25 protein-coding genes are annotated in these 26,926 nt (G+C 71.7%); 19 read left to right on the forward strand and 6 right to left on the reverse strand.

What is annotated here, in order from left to right; genetic code table 11:
• The first annotated feature begins 1 nt into the window (after position 1).
• Genes ACFMQL_RS15940 through rfbD form a run of 3 tightly spaced genes read left to right on the forward strand, consistent with a single transcriptional unit; the run spans position 2 to position 2,879 of the window.
• Positions 2 to 1,069, forward strand: coding sequence for a glucose-1-phosphate thymidylyltransferase (locus tag ACFMQL_RS15940; RefSeq protein ID WP_364062440.1), 1,068 nt, complete (start codon positions 2 to 4; stop codon positions 1,067 to 1,069).
• The gene (gene rfbB / locus ACFMQL_RS15945; protein WP_364062443.1) at positions 1,066 to 1,995 is read left to right on the forward strand and encodes a dTDP-glucose 4,6-dehydratase; all 930 of its coding nucleotides are present in this window, start codon (positions 1,066 to 1,068) and stop codon (positions 1,993 to 1,995) included. Before ACFMQL_RS15940 ends, rfbB begins: the two co-directional genes overlap by 4 nt.
• A complete protein-coding gene (gene rfbD, locus ACFMQL_RS15950; RefSeq protein ID WP_364062446.1) occupies positions 1,992 to 2,879 on the forward strand; it encodes a dTDP-4-dehydrorhamnose reductase in 888 nt (295 codons plus the stop codon). Before rfbB ends, rfbD begins: the two co-directional genes overlap by 4 nt.
• Here rfbD and ACFMQL_RS15955 read toward each other — a convergent pair.
• Positions 2,802 to 3,407, reverse strand: a complete 606-nt coding sequence (locus ACFMQL_RS15955; RefSeq protein ID WP_364062449.1) for a dTDP-4-dehydrorhamnose 3,5-epimerase family protein — start codon at positions 3,405 to 3,407, stop codon at positions 2,802 to 2,804. The two genes, rfbD and ACFMQL_RS15955, sit on opposite strands and share 78 nt — an antisense overlap.
• A 176-nt stretch (positions 3,408 to 3,583) precedes the next feature.
• Between ACFMQL_RS15955 and ACFMQL_RS15960 the strand changes: the two genes are divergently transcribed.
• The 10 genes from ACFMQL_RS15960 to ACFMQL_RS16005 all read left to right on the forward strand — a co-directional run bounded on the left by ACFMQL_RS15960 (position 3,584) and on the right by ACFMQL_RS16005 (position 13,435).
• Complete coding sequence (locus tag ACFMQL_RS15960; RefSeq protein ID WP_364062452.1) at positions 3,584 to 4,807, forward strand: class I SAM-dependent methyltransferase; 1,224 nt, start codon at positions 3,584 to 3,586, stop codon at positions 4,805 to 4,807.
• Entirely contained in the window at positions 4,804 to 5,577 is a 774-nt protein-coding gene (locus ACFMQL_RS15965; protein ID WP_364062455.1) for a sugar phosphate nucleotidyltransferase, read from the forward strand. Before ACFMQL_RS15960 ends, ACFMQL_RS15965 begins: the two co-directional genes overlap by 4 nt.
• Positions 5,574 to 6,221, forward strand: coding sequence for a PIG-L deacetylase family protein (locus tag ACFMQL_RS15970; protein WP_378785984.1), 648 nt, complete (start codon positions 5,574 to 5,576; stop codon positions 6,219 to 6,221). The genes ACFMQL_RS15965 and ACFMQL_RS15970 overlap by 4 nt, the downstream gene beginning before the upstream one ends.
• 6 nt (positions 6,222 to 6,227) lie before the next feature.
• Complete coding sequence (locus ACFMQL_RS15975) at positions 6,228 to 7,250, forward strand: SDR family oxidoreductase (RefSeq protein ID WP_364062460.1); 1,023 nt, start codon at positions 6,228 to 6,230, stop codon at positions 7,248 to 7,250.
• On the forward strand, positions 7,247 to 8,521 hold the full coding sequence (locus ACFMQL_RS15980) for a DUF4910 domain-containing protein (RefSeq protein ID WP_378785985.1): 1,275 nt from the start codon (positions 7,247 to 7,249) through the stop codon (positions 8,519 to 8,521). The genes ACFMQL_RS15975 and ACFMQL_RS15980 overlap by 4 nt, the downstream gene beginning before the upstream one ends.
• Complete coding sequence (locus ACFMQL_RS15985; RefSeq protein ID WP_364063251.1) at positions 8,521 to 9,474, forward strand: hypothetical protein; 954 nt, start codon at positions 8,521 to 8,523, stop codon at positions 9,472 to 9,474. Before ACFMQL_RS15980 ends, ACFMQL_RS15985 begins: the two co-directional genes overlap by 1 nt.
• A gap of 21 nt (positions 9,475 to 9,495) precedes the next feature.
• On the forward strand, positions 9,496 to 10,998 hold the full coding sequence (locus tag ACFMQL_RS15990; protein ID WP_378785986.1) for a lipopolysaccharide biosynthesis protein: 1,503 nt from the start codon (positions 9,496 to 9,498) through the stop codon (positions 10,996 to 10,998).
• On the forward strand, positions 10,985 to 11,887 hold the full coding sequence (locus ACFMQL_RS15995) for a glycosyltransferase family 2 protein (RefSeq protein WP_364062468.1): 903 nt from the start codon (positions 10,985 to 10,987) through the stop codon (positions 11,885 to 11,887). Before ACFMQL_RS15990 ends, ACFMQL_RS15995 begins: the two co-directional genes overlap by 14 nt.
• A gap of 82 nt (positions 11,888 to 11,969) precedes the next feature.
• A complete protein-coding gene (locus ACFMQL_RS16000) occupies positions 11,970 to 12,635 on the forward strand; it encodes a hypothetical protein (protein WP_364062471.1) in 666 nt (221 codons plus the stop codon).
• Between the two features lie 2 nt (positions 12,636 to 12,637).
• Positions 12,638 to 13,435: a hypothetical protein gene (locus ACFMQL_RS16005; protein WP_364062474.1), complete on the forward strand. Its 798-nt coding sequence runs from the start codon at positions 12,638 to 12,640 to the stop codon at positions 13,433 to 13,435.
• A 7-nt stretch (positions 13,436 to 13,442) separates the two neighbouring features.
• Here ACFMQL_RS16005 and ACFMQL_RS16010 read toward each other — a convergent pair whose 3' ends face one another.
• Complete coding sequence (locus ACFMQL_RS16010) at positions 13,443 to 14,366, reverse strand: DUF6492 family protein (RefSeq protein WP_378785987.1); 924 nt, start codon at positions 14,364 to 14,366, stop codon at positions 13,443 to 13,445.
• Positions 14,367 to 14,487: 121 nt separating this feature from the next.
• Between ACFMQL_RS16010 and ACFMQL_RS16015 the strand changes: the two genes are divergently transcribed.
• Positions 14,488 to 15,210: a hypothetical protein gene (locus tag ACFMQL_RS16015; RefSeq protein ID WP_364062480.1), complete on the forward strand. Its 723-nt coding sequence runs from the start codon at positions 14,488 to 14,490 to the stop codon at positions 15,208 to 15,210.
• Positions 15,207 to 16,547 (forward strand): O-antigen ligase family protein, encoded by a 1,341-nt coding sequence (locus ACFMQL_RS16020; protein WP_378785988.1) that lies wholly within the window; start codon positions 15,207 to 15,209, stop codon positions 16,545 to 16,547. Before ACFMQL_RS16015 ends, ACFMQL_RS16020 begins: the two co-directional genes overlap by 4 nt.
• Here the strand turns inward: ACFMQL_RS16020 and ACFMQL_RS16025 are convergent.
• Positions 16,544 to 17,089 (reverse strand): dTDP-4-dehydrorhamnose 3,5-epimerase, encoded by a 546-nt coding sequence (locus ACFMQL_RS16025; protein ID WP_364062486.1) that lies wholly within the window; start codon positions 17,087 to 17,089, stop codon positions 16,544 to 16,546. The genes ACFMQL_RS16020 and ACFMQL_RS16025 overlap by 4 nt on opposite strands.
• Before the next feature lie 154 nt (positions 17,090 to 17,243).
• On the opposite strand from ACFMQL_RS16025, the gene ACFMQL_RS16030 reads away from it, so the two are divergent.
• The 4 genes from ACFMQL_RS16030 to ACFMQL_RS16045 are packed head-to-tail and all read left to right on the forward strand — an operon-like array spanning position 17,244 to position 22,788.
• On the forward strand, positions 17,244 to 17,999 hold the full coding sequence (locus ACFMQL_RS16030; RefSeq protein WP_364062489.1) for a WecB/TagA/CpsF family glycosyltransferase: 756 nt from the start codon (positions 17,244 to 17,246) through the stop codon (positions 17,997 to 17,999).
• A gap of 25 nt (positions 18,000 to 18,024) precedes the next feature.
• Positions 18,025 to 20,157 (forward strand): glycosyltransferase, encoded by a 2,133-nt coding sequence (locus ACFMQL_RS16035; RefSeq protein ID WP_378785989.1) that lies wholly within the window; start codon positions 18,025 to 18,027, stop codon positions 20,155 to 20,157.
• Entirely contained in the window at positions 20,154 to 21,482 is a 1,329-nt protein-coding gene (locus ACFMQL_RS16040) for a hypothetical protein (protein ID WP_364062495.1), read from the forward strand. The genes ACFMQL_RS16035 and ACFMQL_RS16040 overlap by 4 nt, the downstream gene beginning before the upstream one ends.
• A gap of 10 nt (positions 21,483 to 21,492) precedes the next feature.
• Positions 21,493 to 22,788 (forward strand): hypothetical protein, encoded by a 1,296-nt coding sequence (locus ACFMQL_RS16045; RefSeq protein WP_364062498.1) that lies wholly within the window; start codon positions 21,493 to 21,495, stop codon positions 22,786 to 22,788.
• On the opposite strand, the gene ACFMQL_RS16050 is transcribed toward ACFMQL_RS16045, so the two are convergent.
• The 3 genes from ACFMQL_RS16050 to ACFMQL_RS16060 all read right to left on the reverse strand — a co-directional run bounded on the left by ACFMQL_RS16050 (position 22,770) and on the right by ACFMQL_RS16060 (position 26,835).
• Complete coding sequence (locus tag ACFMQL_RS16050; protein ID WP_378785990.1) at positions 22,770 to 23,762, reverse strand: NAD-dependent epimerase/dehydratase family protein; 993 nt, start codon at positions 23,760 to 23,762, stop codon at positions 22,770 to 22,772. The two genes, ACFMQL_RS16045 and ACFMQL_RS16050, sit on opposite strands and share 19 nt — an antisense overlap.
• A 189-nt stretch (positions 23,763 to 23,951) precedes the next feature.
• Entirely contained in the window at positions 23,952 to 24,998 is a 1,047-nt protein-coding gene (locus ACFMQL_RS16055; protein ID WP_364062504.1) for a 2-oxoacid:ferredoxin oxidoreductase subunit beta, read from the reverse strand.
• A complete protein-coding gene (locus ACFMQL_RS16060) occupies positions 24,991 to 26,835 on the reverse strand; it encodes a 2-oxoacid:acceptor oxidoreductase subunit alpha (protein WP_364062507.1) in 1,845 nt (614 codons plus the stop codon). Before ACFMQL_RS16060 ends, ACFMQL_RS16055 begins: the two co-directional genes overlap by 8 nt.
• Positions 26,836 to 26,926 lie beyond the last annotated feature (91 nt).

A 26,926-nucleotide genomic window follows, 5' to 3' on the forward strand; every position in this document is an offset into this window, starting at 1 on the left:
CGTGAAAGCACTCGTGCTCGCCGGAGGGTCGGGCACGCGCCTGCGGCCCATCACCCACACCTCGGCCAAGCAGCTCGTGCCGGTCGCCAACAAGCCGGTGCTGTTCTACGGCCTGGAGGCGATTGCGGAGACCGGCATCCGCGAGGTCGGGCTGGTGGTGGGCGACACGCACGCGGAGATCGAGGCCGCGGTGGGCGACGGCTCGGCGTTCGGCCTCGAGGTCACCTACCTGCGCCAGGAGGCCCCGCTCGGGCTCGCGCACGGCGTGCTGATCGCCCGCGACTTCCTCGGCGAGGAGGACTTCGTCATGTACCTGGGCGACAACTTCATCGTCGGCGGCATCAAGGACCAGGTGGCCCGCTTCGCGGCCCGGCGGCCGGCCGCGCAGATCATGCTGACCAAGGTCGGCGATCCCCGGCAGTTCGGCGTGGCCGAGCTGGACGCGCGGGGCCAGGTGATCGGCCTGGAGGAGAAGCCGGCGGTGCCCAAGAGCGACCTGGCCCTGGTCGGCGTCTACCTGTTCAGCCCGGCCGTGCACGAGGCGGTCGCGGAGCTCAAGCCGTCGTGGCGGGGCGAGCTGGAGATCACCGACGCGATCCAGTGGCTGATCGAGGCGGGCCTGGACGTCGAGGCGTCGATCATCACCGGCTACTGGAAGGACACCGGCAACGTCACCGACATGCTGGAGGTCAACCGGCTGGTGCTGGAGTCGCTCGACCGGCGCGTGGACGGCGCGGTGGACGCGGTCAGCGAGATCGTCGGCCGGGTGGTGGTGGAGCAGGGCGCGGTGGTCGAGCGATCCCGCGTGGTCGGCCCGGTGATCATCGGCGCGGGCACCCGCATCCGCGACAGCTACATCGGCCCGTTCACCTCGGTCGGCGCGGACTGCACGGTCACCGGCAGCGAGCTGGATTACTCGATCGTGCTGCGGGGCACCTCCATCGCGGGGGTGGGCAGGATCGAATCCTCCCTGATCGGCCACCACGTCGAGGTGACCGCCTCAGTCAGTACCCCCAAGGCCCACCGTCTCGTGCTGGGCGATCACAGCAAGGTGCAGATCGGTACATGAAACGCATTCTGGTTACGGGCGGGGCCGGCTTCATCGGGTCCCAGTTCGTCCGCGGGCTGCGCGACGCGGACGTGACGGTGCTCGACAAGCTCACCTACGCGGGCAACCGGGCCAACCTGGAGGGGGTGCCGCACCGCTTCGTGCACGGCGACGTGTGCGACGCCGAGCTGCTGAGCCGGATCGTCCCCGGCCACGACCTGGTGGTGAACTTCGCCGCCGAGTCCCACGTCGACCGCTCGATCGAGGGCGCGGCGGAGTTCGTGCGCACCAACGTGCTCGGCACCCAGACGCTGCTGCAGGCGTGCCTGGACGCGGGCGTGCCCAAGGTCGTGCAGGTCTCCACGGACGAGGTGTACGGCTCGATCGACATCGGCTCGTGGGACGAGTCCGCGCCGGTGCGGCCGCGCTCGCCGTACGCGGCGTCGAAGGCCGGCGGCGACATGATCGCCCAGGCGTACGCGATCACTCACGGCCTGAACGTCTCCATCACCCGCTGCGGCAACAACTACGGGCCCCGCCAGTACCCGGAGAAGATCATCCCGCTGTTCATCACCAACCTGCTGCGCGGCAGGAAGGTGCCGCTCTACGGCGACGGCGGCAACGTACGCGACTGGATCCACGTCGAGGACCACTGCGCCGGCATCCGCCTGGTCGCCGAGGCGGGCGAGCCCGGCGAGGTCTACCACATCGCGGGCACCGCCGAGCTGACCAACAAGGAGCTGACCGCCCGGCTGCTCGAAGCCTGCGGCCGTGGCTGGGACATGGTCGAGTACGTCGCCGACCGCAAGGGCCACGACCGCCGCTACTCACTCGACGACCGCAAGCTGCGCGCGCTCGGCTGGCGGCCCAGGATCTCGTTCGAGCAAGGGCTGAAGGAGACCGTGCGGTGGTATCAGGACAACCCCGGCTGGTGGGCGGGGGTATGAGGTGGCTGGTGACCGGCGCGGGCGGCATGCTCGGCCGGGACCTGACGCGCCTGCTGCGGGCCGTGCCGGGAGCGTCGGTGCACGCGTTCACCAGGGCGGAGCTGGACGTGTGCGACGCGGGCGCGGTCGCCGCCGCGCTGCGCGCGGTCCGTCCCGACGTGGTGGTCAACTGCGCGGCGTGGACGGACGTGGACGCCGCCGAGCGGGACGAGGCGCGGGCCATGGCGGTCAACGGCACGGCGGTGACCGGGCTGGCCCTGGCCTGCACCCGGGTGGGCGCGCGGCTGTTACAGCTGTCGACCGACTACGTCTTCGACGGCGCGGCGCGCACGCCGTACGCGGAGGACGCCCCGACGCGCCCGCTCAACGCCTACGGCAGGGCCAAGCTGGCAGGCGAGCAGGCGGCGCTCGGCCACGGCCACTACGTGGTGCGCACCGAGTGGCTGTACGGCGCGCACGGGCGCAGCTTCGCCAGGACGATGGCGATCAAGGCGGCCGAGTGCACGCCGGTGCGGGTGGTGGACGATCAGGTCGGCCAGCCCACCTGGACCGTGGACCTGGCCGAGCGGCTGATCCTGCTCGGCGGCAGCCGGTTGCCTCCGGGGATCTACCACGTGACGAACGCGGGCACGACGAGCTGGTACGACTACGCCAGGCGGATCTTCGAGCTGGTCGGCGCCGATCCCGGCATGGTGGAGCCGGTGAGCACGGCCGACTTCCCCCGGCCCGCCCGCCGCCCCGCCTACAGCGTGCTGGGAAGCGACGCCTGGCGGCCGCCGGTGCCGATGCGCGACTGGCGCGCGGCCCTATCCGCCGCGTGGCCCCACCTGGTGGCCGCCTGGGGAGGCGTAGTGAGCCAGGCAGTCGGCGTAGGAGGGCAGTAGCCCTTGGTCCGCAGCCTGCGCCAGTGTGGGCGCCGCCGCGTCCTTCTCCGACAGCACGGGCTCGACGCCGGACGGCCAGCCGATGCCGAGGGCCGGGTCGAGGGGGTGCACGCCGTGCTCGCGCAGCGGCGCGTACGGAGTGGAGCACAGGTAGACGACCGTGGCCGACTCGCTGAGCGCGAAGAACGCGTGTCCCAGGCCCTCGGCGATATAGACGGCACGCCGCCGCCGGTCGTCCAGCTCGACGGCGACGTGCTCGCCGAAGGTGGGCGAGCCGGTGCGGACGTCCACGATGACGTCCAGCACGCTGCCGGACACGCAGGTCACGTACTTGGCCTGGCCGGGCGGCACGTCGCTGAAGTGCACGCCGCGCAGCGTGCCTCTGACCGAGATCGAGCAGTTGGCCTGCGCCACGTCCATGGGCCGGTCGAGCGCGTCCTGTTTGAACCACTCCAGGAACGCGCCGCGGTGGTCGCCGTGGATCTTCGGAGTGTGCAGCCATGCGCCGTCGAGGCCGAGGGGATCCATGAAGCGGATCATGACATGACGGGAACGTTCCGACCAGGCTCTGTAACGAATACGACAAGCGCCGCGAAATGTCTGCCGGTGGGCGAACGGGGACGGCGGACGGCCGCGGCTTTGGACCGCGCCAGACACACACAACGGCCGAAGTGGGGAGATTTCATGATGCGTGATCGGGGTCGATGCCCGTGAAAGGCTGCCGGTTATGCGGCTCGACCGAGCTCGCGAGCGTGGTCGACCTCGGCGCCACGCCGCCGTGCGAGCTGTTCCTCACCCGCGAGCAGCTCGACGAGCCCGAGCCCACCTATCCGCTGCACCTGCGCGTCTGCACGAGCTGCTGGCTGGCGCAGATCCCGCCGCTGATCCGGCCTGAGGACACCTTCACCGAGTACGCCTACTTCTCGTCGTACTCGACCTCCTGGGTCGAGCACGCGCGGCGCTTCACCGACGACGCGCTCGACCGGCTGGCCCCCGATTTCGTCGTGGAGGTCGCGAGCAACGACGGCTACCTGCTCCAGCACGTCGTGGCCAGGGGCGTGCGCTGCCTGGGCGTCGAGCCGTCGGAGAACGTGGGCCGCGCCGCCAGGGAGAAGGGCGTGCCGACGCTCACGGCGTTCCTGGACCCGCAGACCGGCGCGGCGATCAGGGCCGAGCACGGGCCCGCCGGGCTCGTCGTCGCCAACAACGTCTACGCGCACATCCCCGACATCGTCGGCTTCACCAAGGGGCTGCGCGCGCTCGTCGCCGACGACGGCTGGGTCTCCATCGAGGTGCAGCACCTGCTCACGCTCATGGAGCTGAACCAGTACGACACGATCTACCACGAGCACTTCCAGTACTACACGGTCGCATCGGCCATGCGGGCGCTGGAGTCGGGCGGGCTCGCCCTGGCCGATGTCGAGCTGCTGCCGACGCACGGCGGCTCCATCCGCCTGTGGGCCAGGCCCGCCGAGGCGGTGAGCGGGCACAGCCGCAGGGTGGCCGACGTGCTCGACATGGAGAAGAGCGCGGGGCTGCGGGAGCTCGGCGGCTACGCGAGGTTCGGCGAGCGGGTGGCCAGGGTCCGCCGCGACCTGCTGCGCTTCCTCATCGACGCGGCCGACGAGGGCAAGACCGTGGTCGGCTACGGCGCGCCGGGCAAGGGCAACACGCTGCTCAACCACTGCGGGATCCGGCCCGACCTGCTGCCGTACACGGTGGACCGCAACCCGTATAAGCACGGCAGGTTCACGCCGGGCACCCGCATCCCCGTCCTGCCGCCCGAGCGGATCGCCGCCGACCGGCCCGACTACGTGCTGGTCCTGCCCTGGAACCTGCGCGCCGAGCTGACCGAGCAGCTCGCGTACGTGCGCGAGTGGGGCGGCCGGCTGGTCTTCCCCATCCCGTCCTTGGAGGTCGCACCATGAAGGTCGTGCTCTTTTGCGGCGGTTACGGCACCCGCATGCGCAGCGGGCAGCCGGGAGACGTGCCCAAGCCGATGCAGCTCGTCGGCCCCCGCCCGCTCATCTGGCACGTGATGCGCTACTACGCGCACTTCGGGCACACCGACTTCGTGCTCTGCCTCGGCTACGGCGCCCAGCACATCAAGGACTTCTTCCTCAACTACCAGGAGACCGACTCCAACGACTTCATCCTGCACAAGGGCGAGGTCAGGATGCTCTCGCAGGACACCTCCGACTGGTCCATCGCCTTCGTGCAGACCGGGCTGCGCTCGCCGATCGGGGAGCGGCTGCGCCGGGTGCGGCCGTATCTGGAGGGCGAGGAGATGTTCCTGGCCAACTACGCCGACGTGCTCACCGACGCGCCGCTGCCGGAGATCATCGACCGGTTCAAGCAGGCGGACGCGGGCGCGTCGATGATGGTGGTGCCGCCGCCCGGCACCTTCCACTGCGTGGACGTCGCCGACGACGGGGCCGTGCGGGCCATCAGCCCGGTCAGCGAGATGCCGCTCTGGGTCAACGGCGGCTACTTCGTGCTGCGCCAGGAGGTCTTCGACCACATCCCCGAGAACGGCGACCTGGTCGGCGACGCCTGCGTGGAACTGGCCAAACGCGGGCGGCTGACCGCGTACCGGCATCGCGGCTACTGGCGGCCGACCGACACCGTCAACCAGCGCATCGAGCTGGACGACGCCTACTCGCGGGGTGAGCGTCCGTGGGCGCTGTGGGAGCGATGATCGGACTCGTACCGGTCAGGCTGGGCTCGCTGGTCGCGGTGGGCGCGCACTGCGACGACGTCGCCATCGGCGCCGGCGGCACGCTGCTCACGCTCTGCGCCGCCCGTCCGGGGCTGCGCGTCGACGCGCTGGTGCTCTCCGGTGGCGGCACCGAGCGCGAGGAGGAGGAGCACGCGGCGCTCGCGGCCTTCTGCCCCGGCGCGGATCTGCGGCTGAACGTGCTCAAGCTGCCCGACGGGCGGCTGCCCGCGCACTGGCACGAGGCCAAGGAGGCGGTGGAGGAGCTGCGCGCCGCCACCGAGCCCGACCTGATACTCGCGCCCCGCCGCGACGACGCCCACCAGGATCATCGCGGGCTGGCCGAGCTGGTGCCCACCGCGTTCCGCGACCATCTGACGCTCGGCTACGAGATCGTCAAGTGGGACGGCGACCTCGGACGTCCCAACGTCTACCAGCCGCTGCGGCCCGAAGTGGCCGAGGAGAAGGTCTCCCTGCTCCAGCGCCACTACCCCTCGCAGCGGCACCGCCCCTGGTACGACCGGGAGGCGTTCCTCGGCCTGGCCCGCATCCGCGGCATCGAGTGCGGCGCGCGCTACGCCGAGGCGTTCCACGGCTCCAAACTCGTCCTCGACCTCGGAGGCTAGGCCGACATGCGTGTACTGCTGACCGGGCACCAGGGCTATCTGGGCACCGTCATGGCTCCCGTGCTGAGCGCGGCCGGGCACGAGGTCACCGGCCTCGACTCGGGCCTGTTCGCCGACTGCGTGCTCGGCCCGCCGCCGACCGACCCGCCGGGCCTGGCGGCCGATCTGCGCGACGTGCCGGCCGAGGCGCTGCGCGGCTTCGACGCGGTGATCCACCTGGCCGCGCTCTCCAACGACCCGCTGGGCTCGCTCGCGCCGGAGCTGACGTACGACATCAACCACCACGCGTCGGTGCGGCTGGCCCGGCTGGCGCGCGACGCCGGGGTGCGGCGCTTCCTGTACGCCTCCACCTGCTCGGTCTACGGCGCCTCAGGCGGCGACGAGCTGGTGACCGAGGACGCGCCGCTGCGGCCGCTGACCCCGTACGCCGAGTCGAAGGTGCGCGTGGAGGACGAGCTGGTGAAGCTGGCCGACGCCGACTTCACCCCGGTCTTCCTGCGCAACGCCACCGCCTTCGGCTTCTCGCCCCGGCTGCGCGCGGACATCGTGCTCAACAACCTGGTCGGGCACGCCCACCTGGCGGGCGAGATCAAGGTGCTCTCCGACGGCACGCCGTGGCGGCCGCTGGTGCACGTGCTGGACATCGCGGAGGCGTTCGCCGCGGCGCTCACCGCGCCCAGGGAGGTCGTGCACGCGCGGGCGTTCAACGTGGGCGGCGAGCAGAACAACGTCACCGTGGCCGAGATCGCCGCCACCGTCGCCGAGGCGGTGCCCGGAGCTTCGGTGACGATCACGGGGGAGACGGGCGCGGATCCGCGCTCGTACCGGGTGGACTTCTCCCGGTTGCGCGCGGCGCTGCCGGCCGCCGAGGCGCGGCGGACGGTGAAGGACGGCGCGATCGAGCTGATCGACGCCTACCGCCGTCACGGGCTGACCAGGGAGGCGTTCGAGCGGCGCTTCACCCGGCTCGCCCGGCTGGCCGACCGGCAGGCGGAGGGCACCGTGAACGCGGAGCTGCGCCCGTCATGAGCGGCCAGATGACGGGCGCGGAGATGCACGCGCTGGTGGCGCGGCTCTACCCGCTGTGCAGGAGCATCACCGGCGACGGCCTCCGCGCGACCCTCGGCGTCATCGGCGAGCACCTGCCGCTGACCGTGCACGAGGTGCCGACCGGGACCCAGGTGCTCGACTGGACGATCCCGCAGGAGTGGAACATCCGCGACGCCTACATCAAGGACGCCTCAGGGCGGCGCGTGGTGGACTTCCGGCGCTCGAACCTGCACGTCGTGGGCTACAGCGAGCCGGTCTCGGCCACCATGACGCTGGACGAGCTCCGCCCCCACCTGCACACGCTGCCCGAGCAGCCGGACCTGGTGCCCTACCGGACCTCGTACTACGCGCGGACGTGGGGCTTCTGCCTCAGTCAGCGCACGCTCGACGCCATGGGCGACGGGCCGTACGAGGTGGTGATCGACTCGACGCTGGCCGACGGGTCCCTGACCTACGCCGAGCACGTCGTGCCGGGGCAGACCGGCGACGAGGTGATGATCTCCTGCCACGTCTGCCATCCGTCACTGGCCAACGACAACCTCGCCGGAATCGCGGTGGCCGTGGCGCTGGCCAGGAGCCTGGAGCGGCCGCGCCACACCTACCGGTTCCTGTTCGCACCCGGCACGATCGGCGCCATCACGTGGCTGGCCCGCAACCGGGAGCGCGTGGGGCGCATCAAGCACGGGCTCACGCTGGCCTGCGCGGGCGACTCCGGGCGGCTCACCTACAAGCGGAGCAGGAGGGGTGACGCGGCGATCGACCGGGCGGCGACGCTCGTGCTCAAGGGCCGGCCGCATCGGGTGCTGCCGTTCACACCGTACGGCTACGACGAGCGGCAGTTCTGCTCGCCCGGCTTCGACCTGCCGTTCGGCAGCCTCACCAGGACCCCGTACGCCCAATACCCCGAGTACCACACCTCGGGGGACGACCTGGACTTCGTCACCCCGGCCGCCCTGGAGGACACCCTGGACGCGCTCCAGGCCATCACCGGGGTGCTGGAGGGCGACCGTACCTACCTCAACCTCAGCCCGTACGGCGAGCCGCAGCTCGGCCGGCGCGGGCTCTACGACTCGCTCGGCGGGCGCAGCGACACGAAACAGGCGCAGCTCGCGATGTTATGGGTGCTCAACCTGTCCGACGGGAGCAAGAGCCTGCTGGACATCGCCGAGCGCTCGGACCTGCCGTTCGCCGCGCTGCGTGCGGCGGCGGACGCCCTGCTGGCGGCCGGACTGCTCAAGGAGACCGGGTGATGCGCTACAAGGTCGGAGACCTCGTGGAAGTGCGAAGCGAGGCCGAGATCCTGGCCACGCTGGACGAACGGGGCGAGCTCGACGGGCTGCCGTTCATGCCCGAGATGCTGGCCTACTGCGGCAAACGCCTCACCGTGCACAAGGTGGCGCACAAGCTGTGCGACACCCAGACCCGTACGGGGCTCCGCAAGATGGACAGCGCCGTGCACCTGACCGGCGCCCGCTGCGACGGCTCGGCGCACGGCGGCTGCCAGACCGCCTGCTCCCTCTACTGGAAGGAGGCATGGCTCAAGCCGGTGACGGACGAGCCCACGACCGCGCCGCAGGACGCCAGGCTGCTGCCGCTGCTGGAGGCGAACACCCGCAAGCCGCCCGCCGATGACGGCACCGTGCGCTACTCCTGCCAGGCGACCGAGCTGCTGCGCGCCGCGCCGGCCTGCCTGCCGTTCACGAACGCCCGCCAGTACGTCACCGACGTGCGCTCCGGCAACGTGGGCCTGGGCAGGACCGTGCAGGCCATCGCCATCGGGCTGTTCAACCGCCTCCAGCGCCTGTCCAGGCGGGTGCTGCCGCGATGGCTGCTGATCAAGGAGGGGCTGCCGTGGGGCTTCCTCAAAGGCCGCCTGAAGGGGCGGACGCCCACGCAGACCCTCGGCCTGCGACCCGGGGAGCTGGTGCGGGTCAAGTCCAAGGAGGAGATCCTCGCCACGCTGAACGAGGACCTGCTCAACCGCGGCATGGGCTTCGAGCAGGAGATGGCCCGCTACTGCGGGAAGACGGCGCGGGTGCAGGCCAGGGTCGAGCGCTGCATCGACGAGAAGACGGGCGAGATGCTGACCATGAAGAACCCGTGCATCGTGCTGGAGGGGGTCGTCTGCGCGGGCGTGCACAGCCTCAACTGCCCGCGCGAGTTCGTACCGTTCTGGCGGGAGATCTGGCTGGAACGGGTCTGACCCGCCGTGACCGACGACCCCGTGACTGACGACCCTGTGACCGGCGACCCTGTGACCGGCGACCCTGTGACCGGCGACAGGGTCGAGTCCATCGGCCGCAAGGCGAGCAGCGGGCTGCGCTGGAGCCTGCTCGGCAACACGGTCACCAAGGCGGCCTCGTTCGTCATGAGCCTGGTGCTGGCCAGGCTGCTGGCGACCGAGGACTTCGGCGTCTACGCGGTCGCGCTGGCCGCCACGCAGTTCGTCATGGTCGTCAAGGACGCGGGCGTCATGGCCGCCGTCATCCAGTGGCGCGGCCGGGTCTCCGAGATCGCGCCCACGGCCACGGTGCTCGCGTTCTGCTTCGCCACCGGCCTGTACGGGCTGTTCTGGGCCGGTGCGCCGTACTTCGCCGCGCTGGCCGGCAGCGAGCCGGCGACCGGCGTGGTGCGGCTGCTCACGGCCGTCATCCTCGTCGAGGCCGTGACCGCCGTGCGCAGCGCGGTGCTGATGCGCGAGTTCGCCCAGGACCGCCTCGCCGCCGCGAACCTCGCCGGGTTCGCGGTCAACGCCACGGTCGCGATCTCGCTGGCGGCGGCCGGCGCGGGCGCCTACAGCTTCGCCTGGGGCCAGCTCGGCGGCGCGATCGTGACCGGTGCCGTCATCGTCCGGCTGGCCAGGATGCCGTGGCGGTTCGGCTTCGACCGGGCCATCGCCGCCCGCCTGCTGCGCTTCGGCCTGCCGTCGGCGCTCGGCTTCGGCCTTGAGGCCGTGCTGATGAACTCCAGCTTCGTCGTCGTGGGCGCGGTGCTCGGCGAGCAGCAGCTCGGCTACTACCTGCTGGCCTTCAACGTGTCGAGCTGGGTGCCAGGGGTGATCGGCACGGCGCTGCGCTACGTCGCGCTGCCCGGCTTCTCGCGGCTGGCCGAGGACCCGGACTCGCTGTCGGAGGGCGTGCGCAGGTCGGTGCCGCTGCTGGTGTCGTTCGTGATGCCGGTGGCGCTGGTCATGGCCACGCTCGCGCATCCCCTCATCACGTTCCTGTACGAGCCCCGCTGGGCTCCCGCGGCCCCCGTGCTGAGCTTCCTGTCCGTGCTCATGGTCGTCAGGATGATCACGTCGTACCTGGTCACCGACATCCTCATCTCGACCGGCGCGACCAGGAGCACGGTCTGGCTCAACCTCGGCTGGGCGCTCGCGCTGCTGCCCGCCCTCATCATCGGGGCGCACCTCGGCGGCATCACGGGCGCGGCCATCGGGCACGCCGCCGTGGCCGTCCTCGTCGCGCTGCCGCTGGGCGCGCTGCTGCTGCGCCGGCAGGGCGTACGGCTGCGCGGCGTGCTGCCCGGCCTGCTCCGGCCCGCGCTGGCCTCGGCGGTGACGTGCGCGTACCTGACCGCGCTCGCCGCCGCCTTCGCGTGGCCCCCGCTGCCAGAGCTGCTCGTCGTGGGCGGCTCAGGACTGGTCGTATTCGCCCTGCTGGCCACGCCGCGCGCGATGCTCGGCCGGCTGACGCGTCGAGGGAGGACCCATGTCCGGCTCTGAGATGTCCGGTGCTGAACTGGTGTCGATCGCCCTGCCCGTCCGCAACGGCGCGGAACGGCTGGAACAGGTCGTGAAATCCGTGCTCGCGCAGGACTACGGGAACGTCGAGCTGGTCATCTCCGACAACGCCTCCACCGACGCCACCGAGGAGGTGTGCAGGGACCTCGCGGCGGGCGACCCCAGGATCGTCTACCACCGGCACCCGCACAACGTCGGCCTGCTCGGCAACTTCATCCACGCCGCCAGGATCTCCCGCGGCGCGTTCGTCCGCTGGATCGGCGACGACGACCGGCTCGACCCGTCCTGCATCTCGCGCGCCATGGCGGCCTTCGCGGCGGACGAGCGGCTGGTGCTGGTCACCACGCAGGTCGCCTACACCGGCCCCGACGGCGTGACCAGGATGGCCGCCTACGACGGCACCGGCCTCGGCTCCGACGACCCGGTGGAGCGGCTGCGCGAGTGGCTGCGGCTGCTCAACGAGAGCCCGCTGCTCATGGACCCGCTCTACGGGCTGCTGCGGCGCGGGCCCGCGACCGGCATCCCGCGCAGGAACATGCTGCACGAGGACGAGATCTTCGCGGCCAAGCTGGCGCTGGCCGGTCCCTGGGGGCATGTGCCCGAGGTGCTGGCGCACCGCAACACCCGCGTCGAGCGCATCACCAAGGTGGCGCGCAGGCTCGGCGTGCCGTCCTGGCAGGCGCACGTGTCCAACACCCTCCAGCTCCGCGAGCTGCTGCGGTGGGTGGGCTCCGCCGAGCACGTGCCGGGGCTGACGGCCGCGCAGCGCCGCGCGGCGCGGGCGGCCGTGCTGCGCATGTACGCGCGCAGACAGCGCCGCACGGTCGCCCGGCGCGGCCGTAAGGTGCTGTCCCTGCTGCGCCCCGCGTAACGAGTGCTGCGTAACGAATGCCATGAACGCACGATTTCCCGATGTATCCGATATACCGGAACAACGCGGACGGGCGGGCCAAGTGCGCTTCTGGACGACTCTTCTCGGTCTGGCCGGGAACAAGCTCGTCGGTCCTCCCGTCGTCGTGGCGGCGCTCGCGTTCGCCGCCGCCGGGTTCCTCCTCATGCCGGCCCGTTACGCGTCCACGGCGGCCATGGTGGTCACCATCTCCACCGCGGGCGGCACCCAAGAGGTCAGGCCCGCCGCCGAGCAGAGCCTGACCAACCCGCTGCTGCAGTTCGGCGACCCGCTGCGGACCACGGCGGGGATCGTCATCCTGTCGATGCGCAACGAGCGGGTGGCCAAGGCGCTGGGCGTCACCGACGGCGGGCCGGTCGAGGTGACCGTGGACGACGGGCGCACCGACCCCGACCTGCTGAAGGTGGGCTCCAGCGGGCCGTTCCTGCACATCGAGGTGGAGGGCCCGTCCGCCGCCACCGTGCGGGAGGTCATGGCCAAGGCACAGGGCCAGGTGCGGACGGAGCTGAAGAACTGGCAGACGTCGCTGGGCGCGCCGCCCATCACCCACATGGGCCTGCTCGACGTGCGGCCCGCCACCCCGCCCGAGCCCGTCTACCGGGACAGGATCCTGGCGGCGGCGGGCGGCGGGGCGCTCGGCGCGCTGATCGGAGCCGGGGCGGCGTACGCGCTCATGCGGCGGGCGAGGAAGGCTGGGGGGCGAAGGTGACCATGGCTTTCTGGAACGATGTGCTGGGGCTGCTCCGGCGGCGCGCCATCGCCCTGCCGATCCTCGCACTCGGTCTCGTCCTCGCGGTGGCGGCGTACCTGATCACCCCTGCCCGCTACGCCACCGAGTCGTCGCTGATCCTCACCCCGCCGCCGAGCGGCGGCACCCTCTCGCTCGACCCGGCCGGCCCGGTCGGCCAGACCAACCCCCTGCTGCAGCAGAACAACGGGCTGCGCACCGTGGCCGGCATCCTCATCGTCGCGCTCAACGGCAAGGACGAGCTGCGCCGCCTCGGCGTCACCGAGAACGGCCCGACCACCATCGTCATCGACGACGGGCGGTCGAACGCCGACCTGCTCGGCGTCGTGACGCTCGGGCCGTTCCTGCACGTCGCGGTCGAAAGCGACGATCCGGCGACCGCCACGCAGGTACTGGAACGGGCGCACCGGCGGCTGCGCGAGCGGCTCACCGCGTACCAGGTCGCGCTCGGCGCGCCGCGCAGCACGTACATCACGCTCAGCACCGTCGTGGTGCTGCCACCGAAGTACGACCCCACCGCGAAGATCCAGTACGCCGTGGGCGCGCTGCTCGCCACGATCCTCGCCGGCCTCGGCTGCGCGTACGCGGTGCAGGTGCGCGGCCTCTTCCGCCGCCGCACCGCCCCGGCCGTGGACGGCGGGACGTTCACCTCGGACGCCTCGCCCAACGGCCAGGCACCCGCGAGCACCTCGGGAACCGGAGCGGATCTGGTCGGCGCGTCGAACGAGACGGCGGCCGACAAGTCCGGCGAAGGCGATTGACGCCGGGTCAGGACGTCCGGGCGGCGACCTCCATGCCGTGCCGGATGGCCGCCTGCCGCACCTCGGGCGGTGTGCCCGACTTGGAGGAGATCATCATGCCGATCGCCTCGGGCCCCACCCGCCCGGCGAAGTCCAGCGCGGTGCGCAGGTCCATCGGCGACTCGTCGGGTGTCTTGTGGCAGATCGAGGTGTCGGAGGGCGGCCGTCCGTCGGTGGCGCTCAGCACCTCGTCGACGAAGACGCCGTACAGCATGAACTCGGAGACGTGCAGCCGCGAGCCGAACGCCTCGATCCAGTGCCGCCCGGTGGTCTCCCTGAGCCGGTCCTGCAGCTTGCGCACGGTGGCGGGCTGCCAGAAGGTCAGCGGGCTCATGTAGTCGGGCAGCGGCGGCCCCGGCGGCGGCGGAAGCCGCAGCAGGTCGCGGGCGACGCGATGCCAGAGCAGGTGGCGGGGCATCGCCGCGTGCACGCCGCCCTCCAGCCTGTGCAGCGCCACCCTGCCGTCGACCAGCGCCCGCGCGGCGGTGACCGGCCGGAGCAGCACCACGTCGGAGTCGGCGACCAGCACGACGTCGGTGTCCATGGCGGCGCTGGCCGCGATCTTGACGATCTGCTGCATCACCCAGCCGCGCACCGGCGGCCAGGGCCGGCGCACATTGACCCACATGCCCATGCGGGGCACCTGGACGTACCGCCTGGGCAGCAGCTCGTCCACCGTCCAGACCCGGCAGCGCGGCCCCGCGTACGGCGCGAACAGCCGCAGGTCGGGGCGCGGCACGATCACGTGGTGCACGGTGCCGGGCGGGGTGAAGCGGAGCACCGAGTCGTGCAGGTCGCCGAAGTGGCCGGCGTCGGGGCCGTAGCTGGGGGTCACGACGGCCAGCGTCCTCATGGGCGGCCCCACGGCGCGCAGCACTCTTCCACGGCTCACCTCTCGCGGATGCCTCTGTCGGCCCCCGGTGTATCGAGGCAGGACTTTGGCACGTTACAGACATCGGGTAACACGCCCCGCTTTCCCGTCGATTGCCTCAAAGAGGGGTGAGGGGGACGACGTGGATTTATGGCAGGCGATCTCCGTCCTCGTCCGCCGCTGGTACGTGGCCTTGTCGGCGCTGCTGCTGACGATCACCGCCGCGTACGGCATGTACACCACGGTCCCCACCCGGTACGTCTCGACCACCCTCATGGTGCTCACGGTGCCGACCAGCGGCTCCTACCGCATGCCGCAGCCCAACCACCCCAACCCGCTGGTCAACCCGCTGCTGAACTTCGACGGCGGCCTGAACATGACGGCCTCGATCATGGTGCAGGTGCTGGGCAGCCCCGAGGTGGCCGCCCAGCTCGGCGTGCACCCCGACTCGCCGACGACGTACGAGGTGCACAACGGCCATCCCAACCCGGAGTTGCTGATCAACGCGCCGTTCGTGGTGATCGAGGGCACGAGCCCGTCGCCGCAGGACGCCAAGCGGATCGTCGAACGGGTCGCCGAGCGGGCCAAGGCCGAGCTGGACCGCCGCCAGCACCTGCTGGGTGCGCCGCCGGAGACGTTCATCAACCTGACCCCGATGATCGGGCCGACCGAGCCCCAGCCCGAGCGGGGCGGCAAGACGCGCGCCGCGGCGGTCGTGCTGGCGCTGGGCGTCATGGCCGCCCTGGGCGCCTCCTACGCCACCGAGAGCATCGCGCAGGGGCTGCGGCGGCGGCGTCAGGAGCAACGGCCGCAGGAGGCCGGCGCGGCCGCCGCGGCGGCCGAGGAGGCGGTGCTGCCGCGATGAGCGTGGCCAGGCTGCCATCGTCGAGCACGGGGCGCCGCGGCGCGGACGCCGCCACGCTGTGCGCCGTCTTCGTCGTGGTGCTCATGCTGGTGCCCGCCCGGCAGGTGATCGGCGGGCTGCCGTTCGACCTGACCTACGCCGAGGCCATCGGCCTGATGGCCGCCGTCTGGTGGTGCTGTGCCCACCTCACCACCACGCTCGGCGCCGCCAAGGGCCCCAGCATGGTCAGGTACGCGATCTACTTCTACGTGATCACGTTCCTGGTGACGTACGCGTACACGACGGCCGGTTACCTGCCCGCGCACGAGCTGGCGCTGTCGGACCACATCCTCGTCATCACGGTCGGCGTCGCCGGCATCGCGCTGCTCGCCGTGGACGGCGTGTCCGGGCGCGACCGGCTCGACCTGGTGCTGAAGACGCTCGTCGTCGCGGGCGCGATCATGGGCGTGATCGGCGGGCTGCAGTTCCTGTTCACCTTCGACCTCACCGAATACCTGCACATGCCCGGCTCCCGCCTGCGCTCGGTCGAGGAGACGATCCTGCAGCGCAACGGCGTCAACAGGGTCGCCTCGACGGCCACGCACCCCATCGAGTTCGGCGTGGTGTCGGCGATGGTGCTGCCGCTCGGGCTGCACTACGCGTTCGACGCCTGGGAGCGCCGCGCGCCCTCGCTGCGCTGGTGGGTGATGTGCGCGCTGATCGCGGGCGGTATGGCGTTCTCGGCCTCCCGCTCGACCGTGCTCGGCCTGGCGGGCTCGGGGGTCATCCTGCTCGCCGGGTGGAACAGGTCGCGGCGGCTGCGGGCGGGCGCGGGGCTGATCGGCTTCCTGGTGCTGCTGCGGCTGTTCGTCCCCGGGCTGCTCGGGGCGATCATCGGGCTGTTCGGCAACCTGGACAACGACGAGAGCCTGCGCTGGCGTACCAACGACTACAGCACCGCGCTCGCCGAGTTCCTCCGGCATCCCTGGCTCGGGCGGGGCCACGGCACCTGGTTCCCGCCGCACCACCCGGTCTTCGACAACCAGTACCTGCTCACCGCCGTGCAGGGCGGCATCTGGGGGCTGCTCGGGTTCGCCGGGCTCTTCGTCGTCGGCATGGTGGCGGCGCTGCGGGTACGGCGGATCGGCGCGGACGCGCGTACCAAGGATCTCGGGCTGACGCTGGCGGCGGCGCTGGCGGTGCCGCTGCTCGGCTGTGCCACGTTCGACCTCAACTCCTTCAGCACCGCCAACTCGCTGTCCTTCCTGCTGATCGGGCTGGTGGGCGCGCTGCTGCGGATGGTGCGCCGCGACGCCGGCGCGCAAGCCGCCGGGGTTCGAGCCGGGGCGGCGCTTTAGAGGCCCAGCCGCCGCAGCGCGTCCTTCCACGAGCCCGCGTTCAGGTCCCGCGCGCTGATCGCGGTGACCGGCAGCGGCCAGGCGATGGCGAGGTCGGGGTCGTCGTAGCGGACCGAGATGTCCTCGGACGGGTCGTGCTCCCTGTCGATGCGGTAGCAGACGTCGGCCTCGGTGAGCGCCTGGTAGCCGTGGAGCAGGCCCGGGGGCACGTACAGGTGGACGAAGTCCTTGTCGTCGAGCGTGACCGCCATCTGCCGCCCGAACGTCGGCGAGCCGGGGCGGGCGTCCACGAGCACGTCGTACACCGCGCCGCGGGCGCACCTGACGAGCTTGGCCTCGCCACGCCCGCTTCTGCCGTGCAGGGCGCGGATGCCGCCCGCGACCGTACGCGACTGGCTGTCCTGGACGAACGCGGCCGGGTCGAGACCATGCTCCTCGGCGATGGCGGCGTCGAAGGTCCTGGTGAAGAATCCGCGCTCGTCGCGGTGCGGGGTGGGGGTGAACAGCAGTGTCCCGGCCAGCGGGCCGCGCTCCACTCTCATAGGGCAATCCTGACCCTTGGCACGTAACGGATAAAGCCCTGCCCCGATGACAAAAAGGAAGGACTGACGGCCAGGCACGTCAAGCCCGAGGAGGGGTGAGGACAATCCCGTGGACCGCTCCTCTGACAGGAACGATCCAGCATCCCGAGCCCGGGTGGGGGCCATCGAGGTCATGGCGATGACCGAGGCCGAGGTCGCCGAGCACGTCACGCGCGCCTGGCGCGCCGGCCTGGGCGGCGCGATCGTGACCGCCAACGTGGACATCGTCAGAGCCGCCACCCGCGCACCCGACCTGGCCGCGCTGGTCGCCGCGGCGGAGCTGGTGGTGGCCGACGGCATGCCGGTCGTGTGGGCCGCCAGGATCGCCGGCGCCCGCCTGCCCGACCGCGTCACCGGCGCGTCCCTGGTCTTCACGCTCGCCGCGTGCGCCGCCCGCGAAGGCCGCTCGGTCTTCCTGGTCGGCGGCGAGCCCGGCGTGCCGGAGCGGGCAGGAGAGGTGCTGGCCGCCCGATACCCCGGCCTGGTGGTGGCGGGCGCGTACGCGCCGCCGTTCGGCTTCGAGCGCGACCCCGCCGAGGTGGACAGGACCGTCAAGCTGGTCTGCGCGGCGGCCCCCGACCTGGTGCTGGTCGGGCTCGGCTTCCCCAAGCAGGAACGGCTCATCGCCGTGCTCCGTCCCGAGCTGCCGCGCGCCTGGTACCTGGGCTGCGGCGCGGGCATCCCCATGGCGGCGGGACGCTTCAAACGGGCGCCGCGCGCCCTGCAGCGAGCGGGCGCCGAGTGGCTGTTCCGGCTCGCGCTGGAGCCGCGCCGCCTGGCACGCCGGTACCTCCGCGACGACCTGCCCTTCGCCTTCGGCCTGCTGGCCGGCGCCGCATGGCGGCGCCTGACCGCCGGCCGCCGCCCCTAGACACCCGACAGATTGGCCACCGCCGATGAGCGTGCCCGCGATCGACCACCCCGCGCTTGCCGTCGTCATCGTCACCTACAACAGCGGCGAGGTCATCGAGGACTGCCTGGCCGGCCTGCCTGACGCGCTGCGCGACGCCGGCCCCAGCAGGACGATCGTGGTGGACAACGACTCGCGCGACGACACCGTGGCCAGGGTGCTCGCCGCCGGGCCGGGCGTCGAGCTGGTCCGTACGGGCCGCAACGGCGGGTTCGCGGCCGGCGTGAACGCGGGCATCCAGGCGGCACCCGGCTGCGACGTCCTCGTGCTCAACGCCGACATCAGGCTCGCGCCCGGCTCGGTGCGGCTGCTGCGCGAGAAGCTGCGCGAGCCCGGCGCCGGCATCGCGGTGCCCCGGCTGACCCACCCCGACGGCAGGCTCCAGCTCTCGCTGCGCCGCCGCCCCACCGTGCTGCGGGCGCTCGGCGAGGCGCTGCTCGGCGGGTTGCGTGCGGGCAGGTACGCGCCGCTCGGCGAGCTGGTGGTCGATCCCCGCGCGTACGACCGGCCCGCCTACCCCGACTGGGCCACCGGGGCGGCCTGGCTGATCTCCCGCCGCTGCCTGGACACCGTCGGCCTGCTGGACGAGCGCTACTTCCTGTACTCCGAGGAGACCGAGTACATGCTGCGGGCCCGCGACCACGGGCTGCGGGTGGCGTACGAGCCGCGCGCGCGGGCCGTGCACATCGGCGGCGAGCAGGACCGGTCGAGCCCGCTGTGGACGATGTCCGCGCTCAACCGGGTCAGGCTGCACCGCGAGCGTCATGGACCCGCCAGGGCTTCGCTCATGCGGCTGGCCGTGGCGCTGAACGAGGCGCTGCGCGCCGTGGCCCGCGGCCGGACCGGTGGCGCCCGGCACCGCCAGGCGCTGCGCGAGCTCGCCCGCATGCCCGCCTGGCCCACCCCGCCGGGGGCTTCCGGCGGCTCCCCGGGAACTTCCGGGGAGCCGCGGGCGGCGGGGGAGCCGCCGCCGTACGTCTGCTTCTCCGGCCAGGACTGGTGGTACCACAACAGGGCGCACTCCGACTTCCAGCTCATGCGCCACCTGGCCCGCTCGCGCCGGGTCCTGATCGTCAACAGCATCGGCATGCGCATGCCGACACCCGGCAAGACCACGTACGTGGCCAGGCGCATCATCAGGAAGCTGCGCAGCGTCGCCAAGCTCGTCCGCAGGGTCGAGCCGCGCCTATGGGTCATGTCGCCCCTGCCGCTGCCCTTCTACCGCAGCCCCAGGGGCAGGGCGCTGAACGCCTGGCTGGTCAGGACCCAGGTGCGCGCGGTCTGCGCCCTTCTCGGCCTGCGCCGCCCGGTGATCATGGTGACGATCCCGACCGCCTGGGACGCCGTGCGCCTCATGCCCCGCCGCGCCCTGATCTTCAACCGCTCCGACCGCCACTCCGACTTCCCCGAGTCCGACCGCCCCACCATCGAGGCGCTCGAACGCGCCCTGCTGGAACGTGCCGACCACATCGTCTACGTCAGCCGCGCCCTCATGCGCGAGGAGGCCCCGCTGACCGGCGAGCGCGCGTACTTCCTCGACCACGGCGTGGACCTTGCGCACTTCACCCCCGTGCCCGAGGAGAGGCAGCCCGCCGACCTGCGCGCCATCCCAGGACCGCGCATCGGCTTCTTCGGCGCGCTCGACGACTTCGTGGTGGACTTCGAGCTGCTCGAACGGGTCGCCGTCGAGCTGCCGGAGACCTCGATCGTGCTCATCGGCGACGCCAACGGCGACATCGGGCGGCTCACCAAGCACCCCAACGTGCACTGGCTCGGCTTCCGGCCGTACCAGGAGATCCCCGCGTACGGCTCCGGCTTCGACGTCGCGATCATGCCCTGGCCGGCCAACGACTGGATCAGGCACGCCAACCCGATCAAGCTCAAGGAGTTCCTGGCGCTCGGCCTGCCGGTGGTCAGCACCCCGTTCGACGAGCTGGCCCACTACGCGGGCCGGGTCAGGGTGGCCGCCACCCCGGAGGAGTTCGTCGCGGCCATCAAGACGAGCCTGGCCGACGGCCCGCCGCTGCCCGCGGAGGAACTGCGCGCCTCGCTGGCGGGCGCGACCTGGGCCGGCCGCGCCGCCGCACTGGCGGCCCTGACCGAACGGGAGCCGGGATGAGCCGGGACGAGCCCGCGAAGACGGCCGGGCAGGGCACACCGGCGGTGGGGCGAGGCACGTGGGCCAAGGTGGCTTCGGTGGTGACGGCCGCCGCGATCTCGGCGGGCGGCTGGGTCTGGCTGCGCGACCACCCGGCACAGCCCCCGCCGCCGTCGCTGACCGCGCCGTCCATGACGCTGCGCGCCCTGCCCGGGGAGGGCCCGGACGCGTACGCGGCATGGCCGCGCCTGGCCGAGGCGGGCTGGACGCGGGAGTCGTTCTTCCCCGTCGGACTGTGGTTCTCCTCGGCCCGCACGGCCCGGCAGGTCGCCGCCGACCGGGCCATGGGCGTGAACACGTACCTGGAGCTGACCGCCGACAGCCGCCCCCGCCTGCTGCGCAAGGCCGGGATGACCGCGCTGACCACCGAGCGCCCGCCCGGCACGGGCGCGGAGACCGTGGGCGCCACGCTGCCCGCCAAGGCCGACGAGTGGGCGGGCATCGGGCAGTCTCGCTGGAGCGGCAGGACCGGCCGCGCGCCGTGCCGCCCCGAGCTGTCGTACTGCGGCTACAGCGTGCTGAGCGCGAGCGCCGCGAAGCTGCCCCGCCGCGACGGCCCCGTCTACGCGACCTTCGGCAAGGGCGTCGTCCACCAGGCCACCGACCCGCAGGCCGGCAGGTTCGTCAACGACTACGCCGACCTCATCGGCGTGGACGTCAACTGGTACGCCGACAAGAACGTCTGCGCCGAGGCCGCCCGCTGGCGGCAGCTACCGGCCGGACAGTGCCGCCTGGCCGCTAACTACGGCGCGACCGTGGACCGCGTACGCGAGCTGGACGCCCGCGACGGCCTGCGCAGGCCCGTCTTCGCCGTCATCTCGCTCGCCGGCCTCACGCCCGGCCAGGTCGGCGGCGCGGTGATGAGCTCGCTCATCCACGGCGCGCGCGGCATCGTCTACGACCCGCACGGTCCAGGCCCGCGCTGCAAGAGCGACGACCTGCTGCGCAGCGCCTGCGGCGCGAAGGTCAGGAAGGCGGTGACCGAGCTGAACGCGCTGATCGAGCGGCTCGCGCCCGTGCTCAACAGCCCCTCGTACGCCTACGACTTCGCCCCCGAGCTGGACACCGTGCTCAAGGAGCACGACGGCGCGTACTACCTGTTCGCCATGCCGGGGCGCGGCGCGGCCACCGGCGACCACACGCTCACCGTCCCGGCGAACCTGTCGCCGCGCGGCCGGATCGTGGACCATCTCACTGGACGCCCGATCGAGGTCGACAGGGAAGGCCGCTTCACCGCGACCTTCGCCACCGAGCACGCCTACCACGTCTATCGGATCACCCCGTAGCTGGAGGGACATGGCTTCGCGCAGGCTATCGAAGTGGTTACTGCTCATCCCGCTGGTGCTGGTGGTCGGCGTGGCCTGGGTCATCGCGCAAGGGGGAGCCGCCACCACGGCCGAGCGCTTCGATCTGCCGCGCGTGCCCTGGGAGGGCGGCCCCGCCTACTACGCGGACTTCCCCGTGGCCAAGGAGGCGGGATGGACGGACCCCGCGTTCTTCCCCATCGGGGTCTGGTTCGAGTCCGTCCTGGAGGAACGTGACGTCCGGCTCGACAAGGAGGCCGGGCTCAACACGTACGTCGAGCTGACCGCCAACAGCGACATGAAGCTGATCCGCGAGCACGGCATGTACGCCATGACCAGCAAGCCCCTTCCCGGCGCGGGCCCCGAGACGGTCGGCTGGCTGCTCACCGACGAGCCCGACATGTTCGCGGGCCCCGGCGACGGCAAGTGGAGCGGGAAGTTCGCCGGAGAGGGACAGATCTGCCTGCCGGAGAAGCCGCCCTGCGGCTACACGGTGATGCGCACGCTCAAGGACAAGCTGCCCAAGGGCGACGGCCGCCTGCACTACGCCAACTTCGGCAAGGGCGTCGCCATGTGGGAGTCGGACGAGGAGGCGAGCACGTTCGTCAACAGCTACACCGACGTGCTGTCCACCGACATCTACTGGTACACCGACGCCCACATCTGCTCAGAGGCCGAGACCTGGCTCAAGCTGCCCCGCGACCGCTGCCCCAGGGCCGCCAACTACGGCCGGGTCGTCGACAGGACCCGCCGGCTCGACGCGCTCGACGGCCGCCGCCAGCCCGTGTACGCCTTCGTCGAGGTCGGCTGGCCCGGCGCCAACGGACGTACCGCCATCACCGCCGACCAGATCGCCGGGGCCGTCATGAACGCCCTCGTCCACGAGGCGCGCGGCATCGTCTACTTCAACCACAGCTTCGGCGGGGCATGCGTCAGCCAGCACGTGCTGCGCGAGCCGTGCACCAAGGACATCAGGGCCGCCGTGACCGAGCTGAACCGGCGCATCACCTCCCTGGCGCCGGTGCTCAACACCCAGTCGTACGCCCACACGTTCGAGCCCAGGCTCGACACCATGCTCAAGCGGCACGACGGCTCCTACTACGTCTTCGCCACCGTGGGAGAGCAGGGCTCGCCCGGCACCTACCGGCTGCGGCTGCCCGCCGCGCTCGCCTCCGCCGGCAGCGCCGAGGTGCTGTTCGAGAACCGGAGCGTGCCCATCCGCGACGGCGTCGTCACCGACGCCTTCGCCACCGAGCACGCCTACCACGTCTACCGAATCACGCCCTGATCGGGGCTCCTGGTCGTGCCCTGGTCGGTCTTCCTGGTCACGCCCTGGTTGAGCTTCCTGGTCACGCCCTGGTCGGCGAGGCGCTGGGCGTACCAGGCGAGCGTGCGGCGCAGCCCGGCGGTCAGGCCGACGGTGGCCCGCCAGCCGATCAGCTCTTGCGCAGGGCCGGTGTCGGCCACCTGCGTGATGTCCAGCGGCCGGTCCGCCACCGCCCCGAAGCGCGGCTTGACCGGGCTGCCCGCCAGTTCGTAGAGCTGCTCGACCACCTCGCGCACGGACGTCGTGACCCCGGTCCCGACGTCGAAGGACCGCCCGATCGCCCGGTCGCTGTCCGCGGCGGCGACGAACGCCTCCACCACGTCGTCCACGTACACCCAGTCGGCGAGCTTCGCGCCGCTGGTCAGGCGGGGCTCCTCGCCGCGCAGCAGCGCCAGTGTCACGTACGGCACCAGCTTGGTCTGGTCGCGCTGCGCGGGCCCGTACACCATGGAGGGGCGCAGCACCGTGCACGGCAGCCCCCACAGCCGCCGGTACAGGTCGGCGTAGCCGGAGGCGGCGTGCTTGGCCATCGCGTACGGCGACGGCGGCGCGGCCTGCTCGTTGCCCGGCCTGGGCTCCTCGATCGAGCCCGCCAGCACCACCCGGCACTCCGCGCGCACGGCGGCGGTCAGCAGGTTCACCGTGGTCTGCAGGTTGCCCGCCAGCGTGCGCGGCACCAGCTCAGGCTCCCGCGCGCCGTTCACCTCGCTCGCCAGGTGGAACACGACGTCCGGGCGTACCGTGCGCACCAGCTCGGCCGTGGCCTCCTGGTCGCGCAGGTCCACCTGGTGGCGGCGCACCTCCGCGCCGCCGGGCCGCTGGGTCCTGCTCACCCCGTGCACCTCGGCACCCAGCGCGGCCAGGCGCGCGGCGAGGTGCCCGCCGATGAAGCCCGACGCCCCCGTCACCAGGGCCCGTCTGCCCGTCCACGTCATTGGCGTCCCTTCCCCCTGCCTGCCGGTCACAGATGTATCCGGACCCGCTCCTGCGCCGTTACGACGGACGCGCCGTAATGAGGGACGCCCTGTCACCGCGGGTGGGCCGGCATCACGGACGCTCTACAACGGCGAACGCCGCCGCCCCGCACGGGGCGGCGGCGTCCGTGACGCTCGCGGGGGAAGGCGTCAGGCGATGCGCCAGGTGTCCCCGCCCATGAGCAGGTCGCCGAGGTCGCCGGGGCCCTGCTGCGCCACGGCCTCCTCAAGCTGGTCGGCCATCAGCGAGTCGTACGACGGCCGGTCGACGTTGCGGAAGATGCCGATCGGCACGTGCTCGAACGCCGGCTCGTCCAGCCTGCTGAGCGCGAACGCCACCGACGGGTCGGGGTTGTGCGCGTCGTGCACGAGGATCTGGTCCTCGCTGACGCTGTCGCGCGGCACGACCTCGATGCCGCCGGACGCGCCGCGCACCACGGCCTTGCTGGCGCTCACGATCGGCTGACCGTGCTCCAGCCGCAGCGTGATGTCGTCGCGGACCTCGGGGTCCTTGAGCGGCTCGAAGGCGTTGTCGTTGAAGATGTTGCAGTTCTGGTAGATCTCCACCAGCGACGTGCCGCGGTGCGCGGTCGCCTCGCGCAGCACCGACTGCAGGTGCTTGCGGTCGGAGTCGATGGTGCGGGCCACGAACGACGCCTCCGCGCCGATGGCCAGCGAGATCGGGTTGAACGGCTTGTCCAGCGAGCCCATCGGCGTCGACTTGGTGATCTTGCCGAGCTCGGAGGTGGGGGAGTACTGGCCCTTCGTCAGACCGTAGATCCGGTTGTTGAACAGCAGGATGTTCAGGTTGACGTTGCGGCGCAGCGCGTGGATCAGGTGGTTGCCGCCGATCGACAGCGCGTCGCCGTCACCCGTGATCACCCACACGCTCAGGTCGGGCCTGCTGGCCGCGAGCCCGGTCGCGATCGCCGGCGCCCGCCCGTGGATGGAGTGGAAGCCGTAGGTGTTGAGGTAGTACGGGAACCGCGACGAGCAGCCGATGCCGGAGACGAACACGATGTTCTCGCGCTTCAGCCCCAGCTCGGGCAGGAAGCTCTGCACCGCCGCAAGGATCGCGTAGTCACCGCAACCCGGGCACCAGCGCACCTCCTGGTCGGACTTGAAGTCCTTCAGGCTCTGCTTCACGTCGGTCTTGGGGACGAGCGACAGGCCCTTCCCGTTCACCAGCTCAGTCACTGTCGATCACGTCCTGGATGACTCCGGCCAGCTCCTCGGCCTTGAAGGGGAGCCCGCGCACACGGTTGTAGCTGATCACGTCGACGAGGAACTTCGCCCGCAGCAGCAGCGCGAGCTGGCCCAGGTTGATCTCCGGCAGCAGCACCTTGTCGTAGCGCTTGAGCACCTCGCCGGTGTTGGCGGGCAGCGGGTTGAGGTGGCGCAGGTGGGCCTGGGCGACCTTGCCGCCGCTCCTCCTGATGCGGCGCACGGCCGCGGCGATCGGCCCGTACGTCGAGCCCCACCCGACGACCAGCACCTTCGCCTCGCCGTCGGGGTCGTCGACGACCAGGTCGGGCACGTCGATCCCGGCCACCTTGGCGGCGCGGGTGCGCACCATCAGGTCGTGGTTGTCGGGGTCGTAGGAGATGTTGCCGGTGCCGTCGGCCTTCTCGATGCCGCCGATGCGGTGCTCGAGCCCGGCCGTGCCGGGGATCGCCCACGGGCGGGCCAGCGTCTCGGGGTCGCGCTTGAACGGCAGGAACTTGCCGTCCTCGCCGTTGGGCTCGGTGGTGAACGGCTGCGAGATGTCCGGCAGCTCCGACACCTCGGGCAGCCGCCACGGCTCAGAGCCGTTGGCGAGGTAGCCGTCGGAGAGCAGCATGACCGGCGTACGGTACTTGATCGCGATCCTGGCCGCCTCCAGCGCCGCGTCGAAGCAGTCGCTCGGCGACATCGGCGCCACGACCGGCACCGGCGACTCGCCGTTGCGGCCGAACATCGCCATCAGCAGGTCGGTCTGCTCGGTCTTGGTCGGCATGCCGGTGCTCGGCCCGGCCCGCTGCACGTCCACGATGATCAGCGGCAGCTCGGTGGTGACCGCGAGGCCGATCGTCTCGGCCTTCAGCGCCACACCGGGACCGCTCGTGGTCGTCACGCCGAGCGCGCCGCCGAACGCGGCCCCGAGCGCCGCGCCGACACCCGCGATCTCGTCCTCCGCCTGGAACGTGCGGACGCCGAACCGCTTGTGCTTGGACAGCTCGTGCAGGATGTCGCTGGCCGGGGTGATCGGGTAGGAGCCGAGGAACAGCGGCAGCTTCGACTGCACGCTCGCGGCGATCAGGCCGTAGGCGAGCGCCTGGTTGCCGGAGATGTTGCGGTAGACGCCCGGCGCCAGCCGGGCAGGACGCACCTCGTACGAGACCGAGAACGACTCGGTCGTCTCGCCGTAGTTCCAGCCCGCCTGGAAGGCCGCGATGTTGGCCTTGGCGATCTCGGGCTTCTTCGCGAACTTCTGCTCGAGGAACTTGATGGTGTGCTCGGTCGGCCGGTGGTAGAGCCACGACAGCAGGCCGAGCGCGAACATGTTCTTCGACCGCTCGGCGTCCTTCTTCGACAGGTCGAAGTCTTCGAGGGCCTTGACCGTGAGCGAGGTCAGCGGCACCGCGTGCACCCGCCACTCGCTGAGCGAGTCGTCCTCAAGCGGGTTGGAGTCGTAGCCGACCTTCTGGAGGTTGCGCTTGGTGAACTCGTCGGTGTTGGCGATGATGTCCGCGCCCTTGGGCAGGTCGCCCAGGTTGGCCTTGAGCGCGGCCGGGTTCATGGCCACCAGCACGTTCGGCGCGTCGCCCGGCGTGAGGATGTCGTGGTCGGCGAAGTGCAGCTGGAAGCTCGACACGCCCGGCAAGGTGCCTGCGGGGGCGCGGATCTCGGCGGGGAAATTGGGCAGAGTCGACAAGTCGTTGCCGAACTCAGCCGTGCCCGCGGTGAAGCGGTCGCCGGTGAGCTGCATTCCGTCGCCGGAGTCGCCGGCGAATCTGATGATCACGCGGTCGAGTTGCTGGACCTGCTTCGTCACAGCTCAGTCCTCCTCGACGCGCCACTGCGCGGTTGCCTTAGGCGCGTTCTCTGTTTCCATGCTAGATCCTCGGAAGGTGACGCGTTTGCAT

The sequence above is a fragment of the Nonomuraea fastidiosa genome, assembly GCF_042751225.1.
GTDB classification, from domain to species: Bacteria; Actinomycetota; Actinomycetes; order Streptosporangiales; family Streptosporangiaceae; genus Nonomuraea; species Nonomuraea fastidiosa.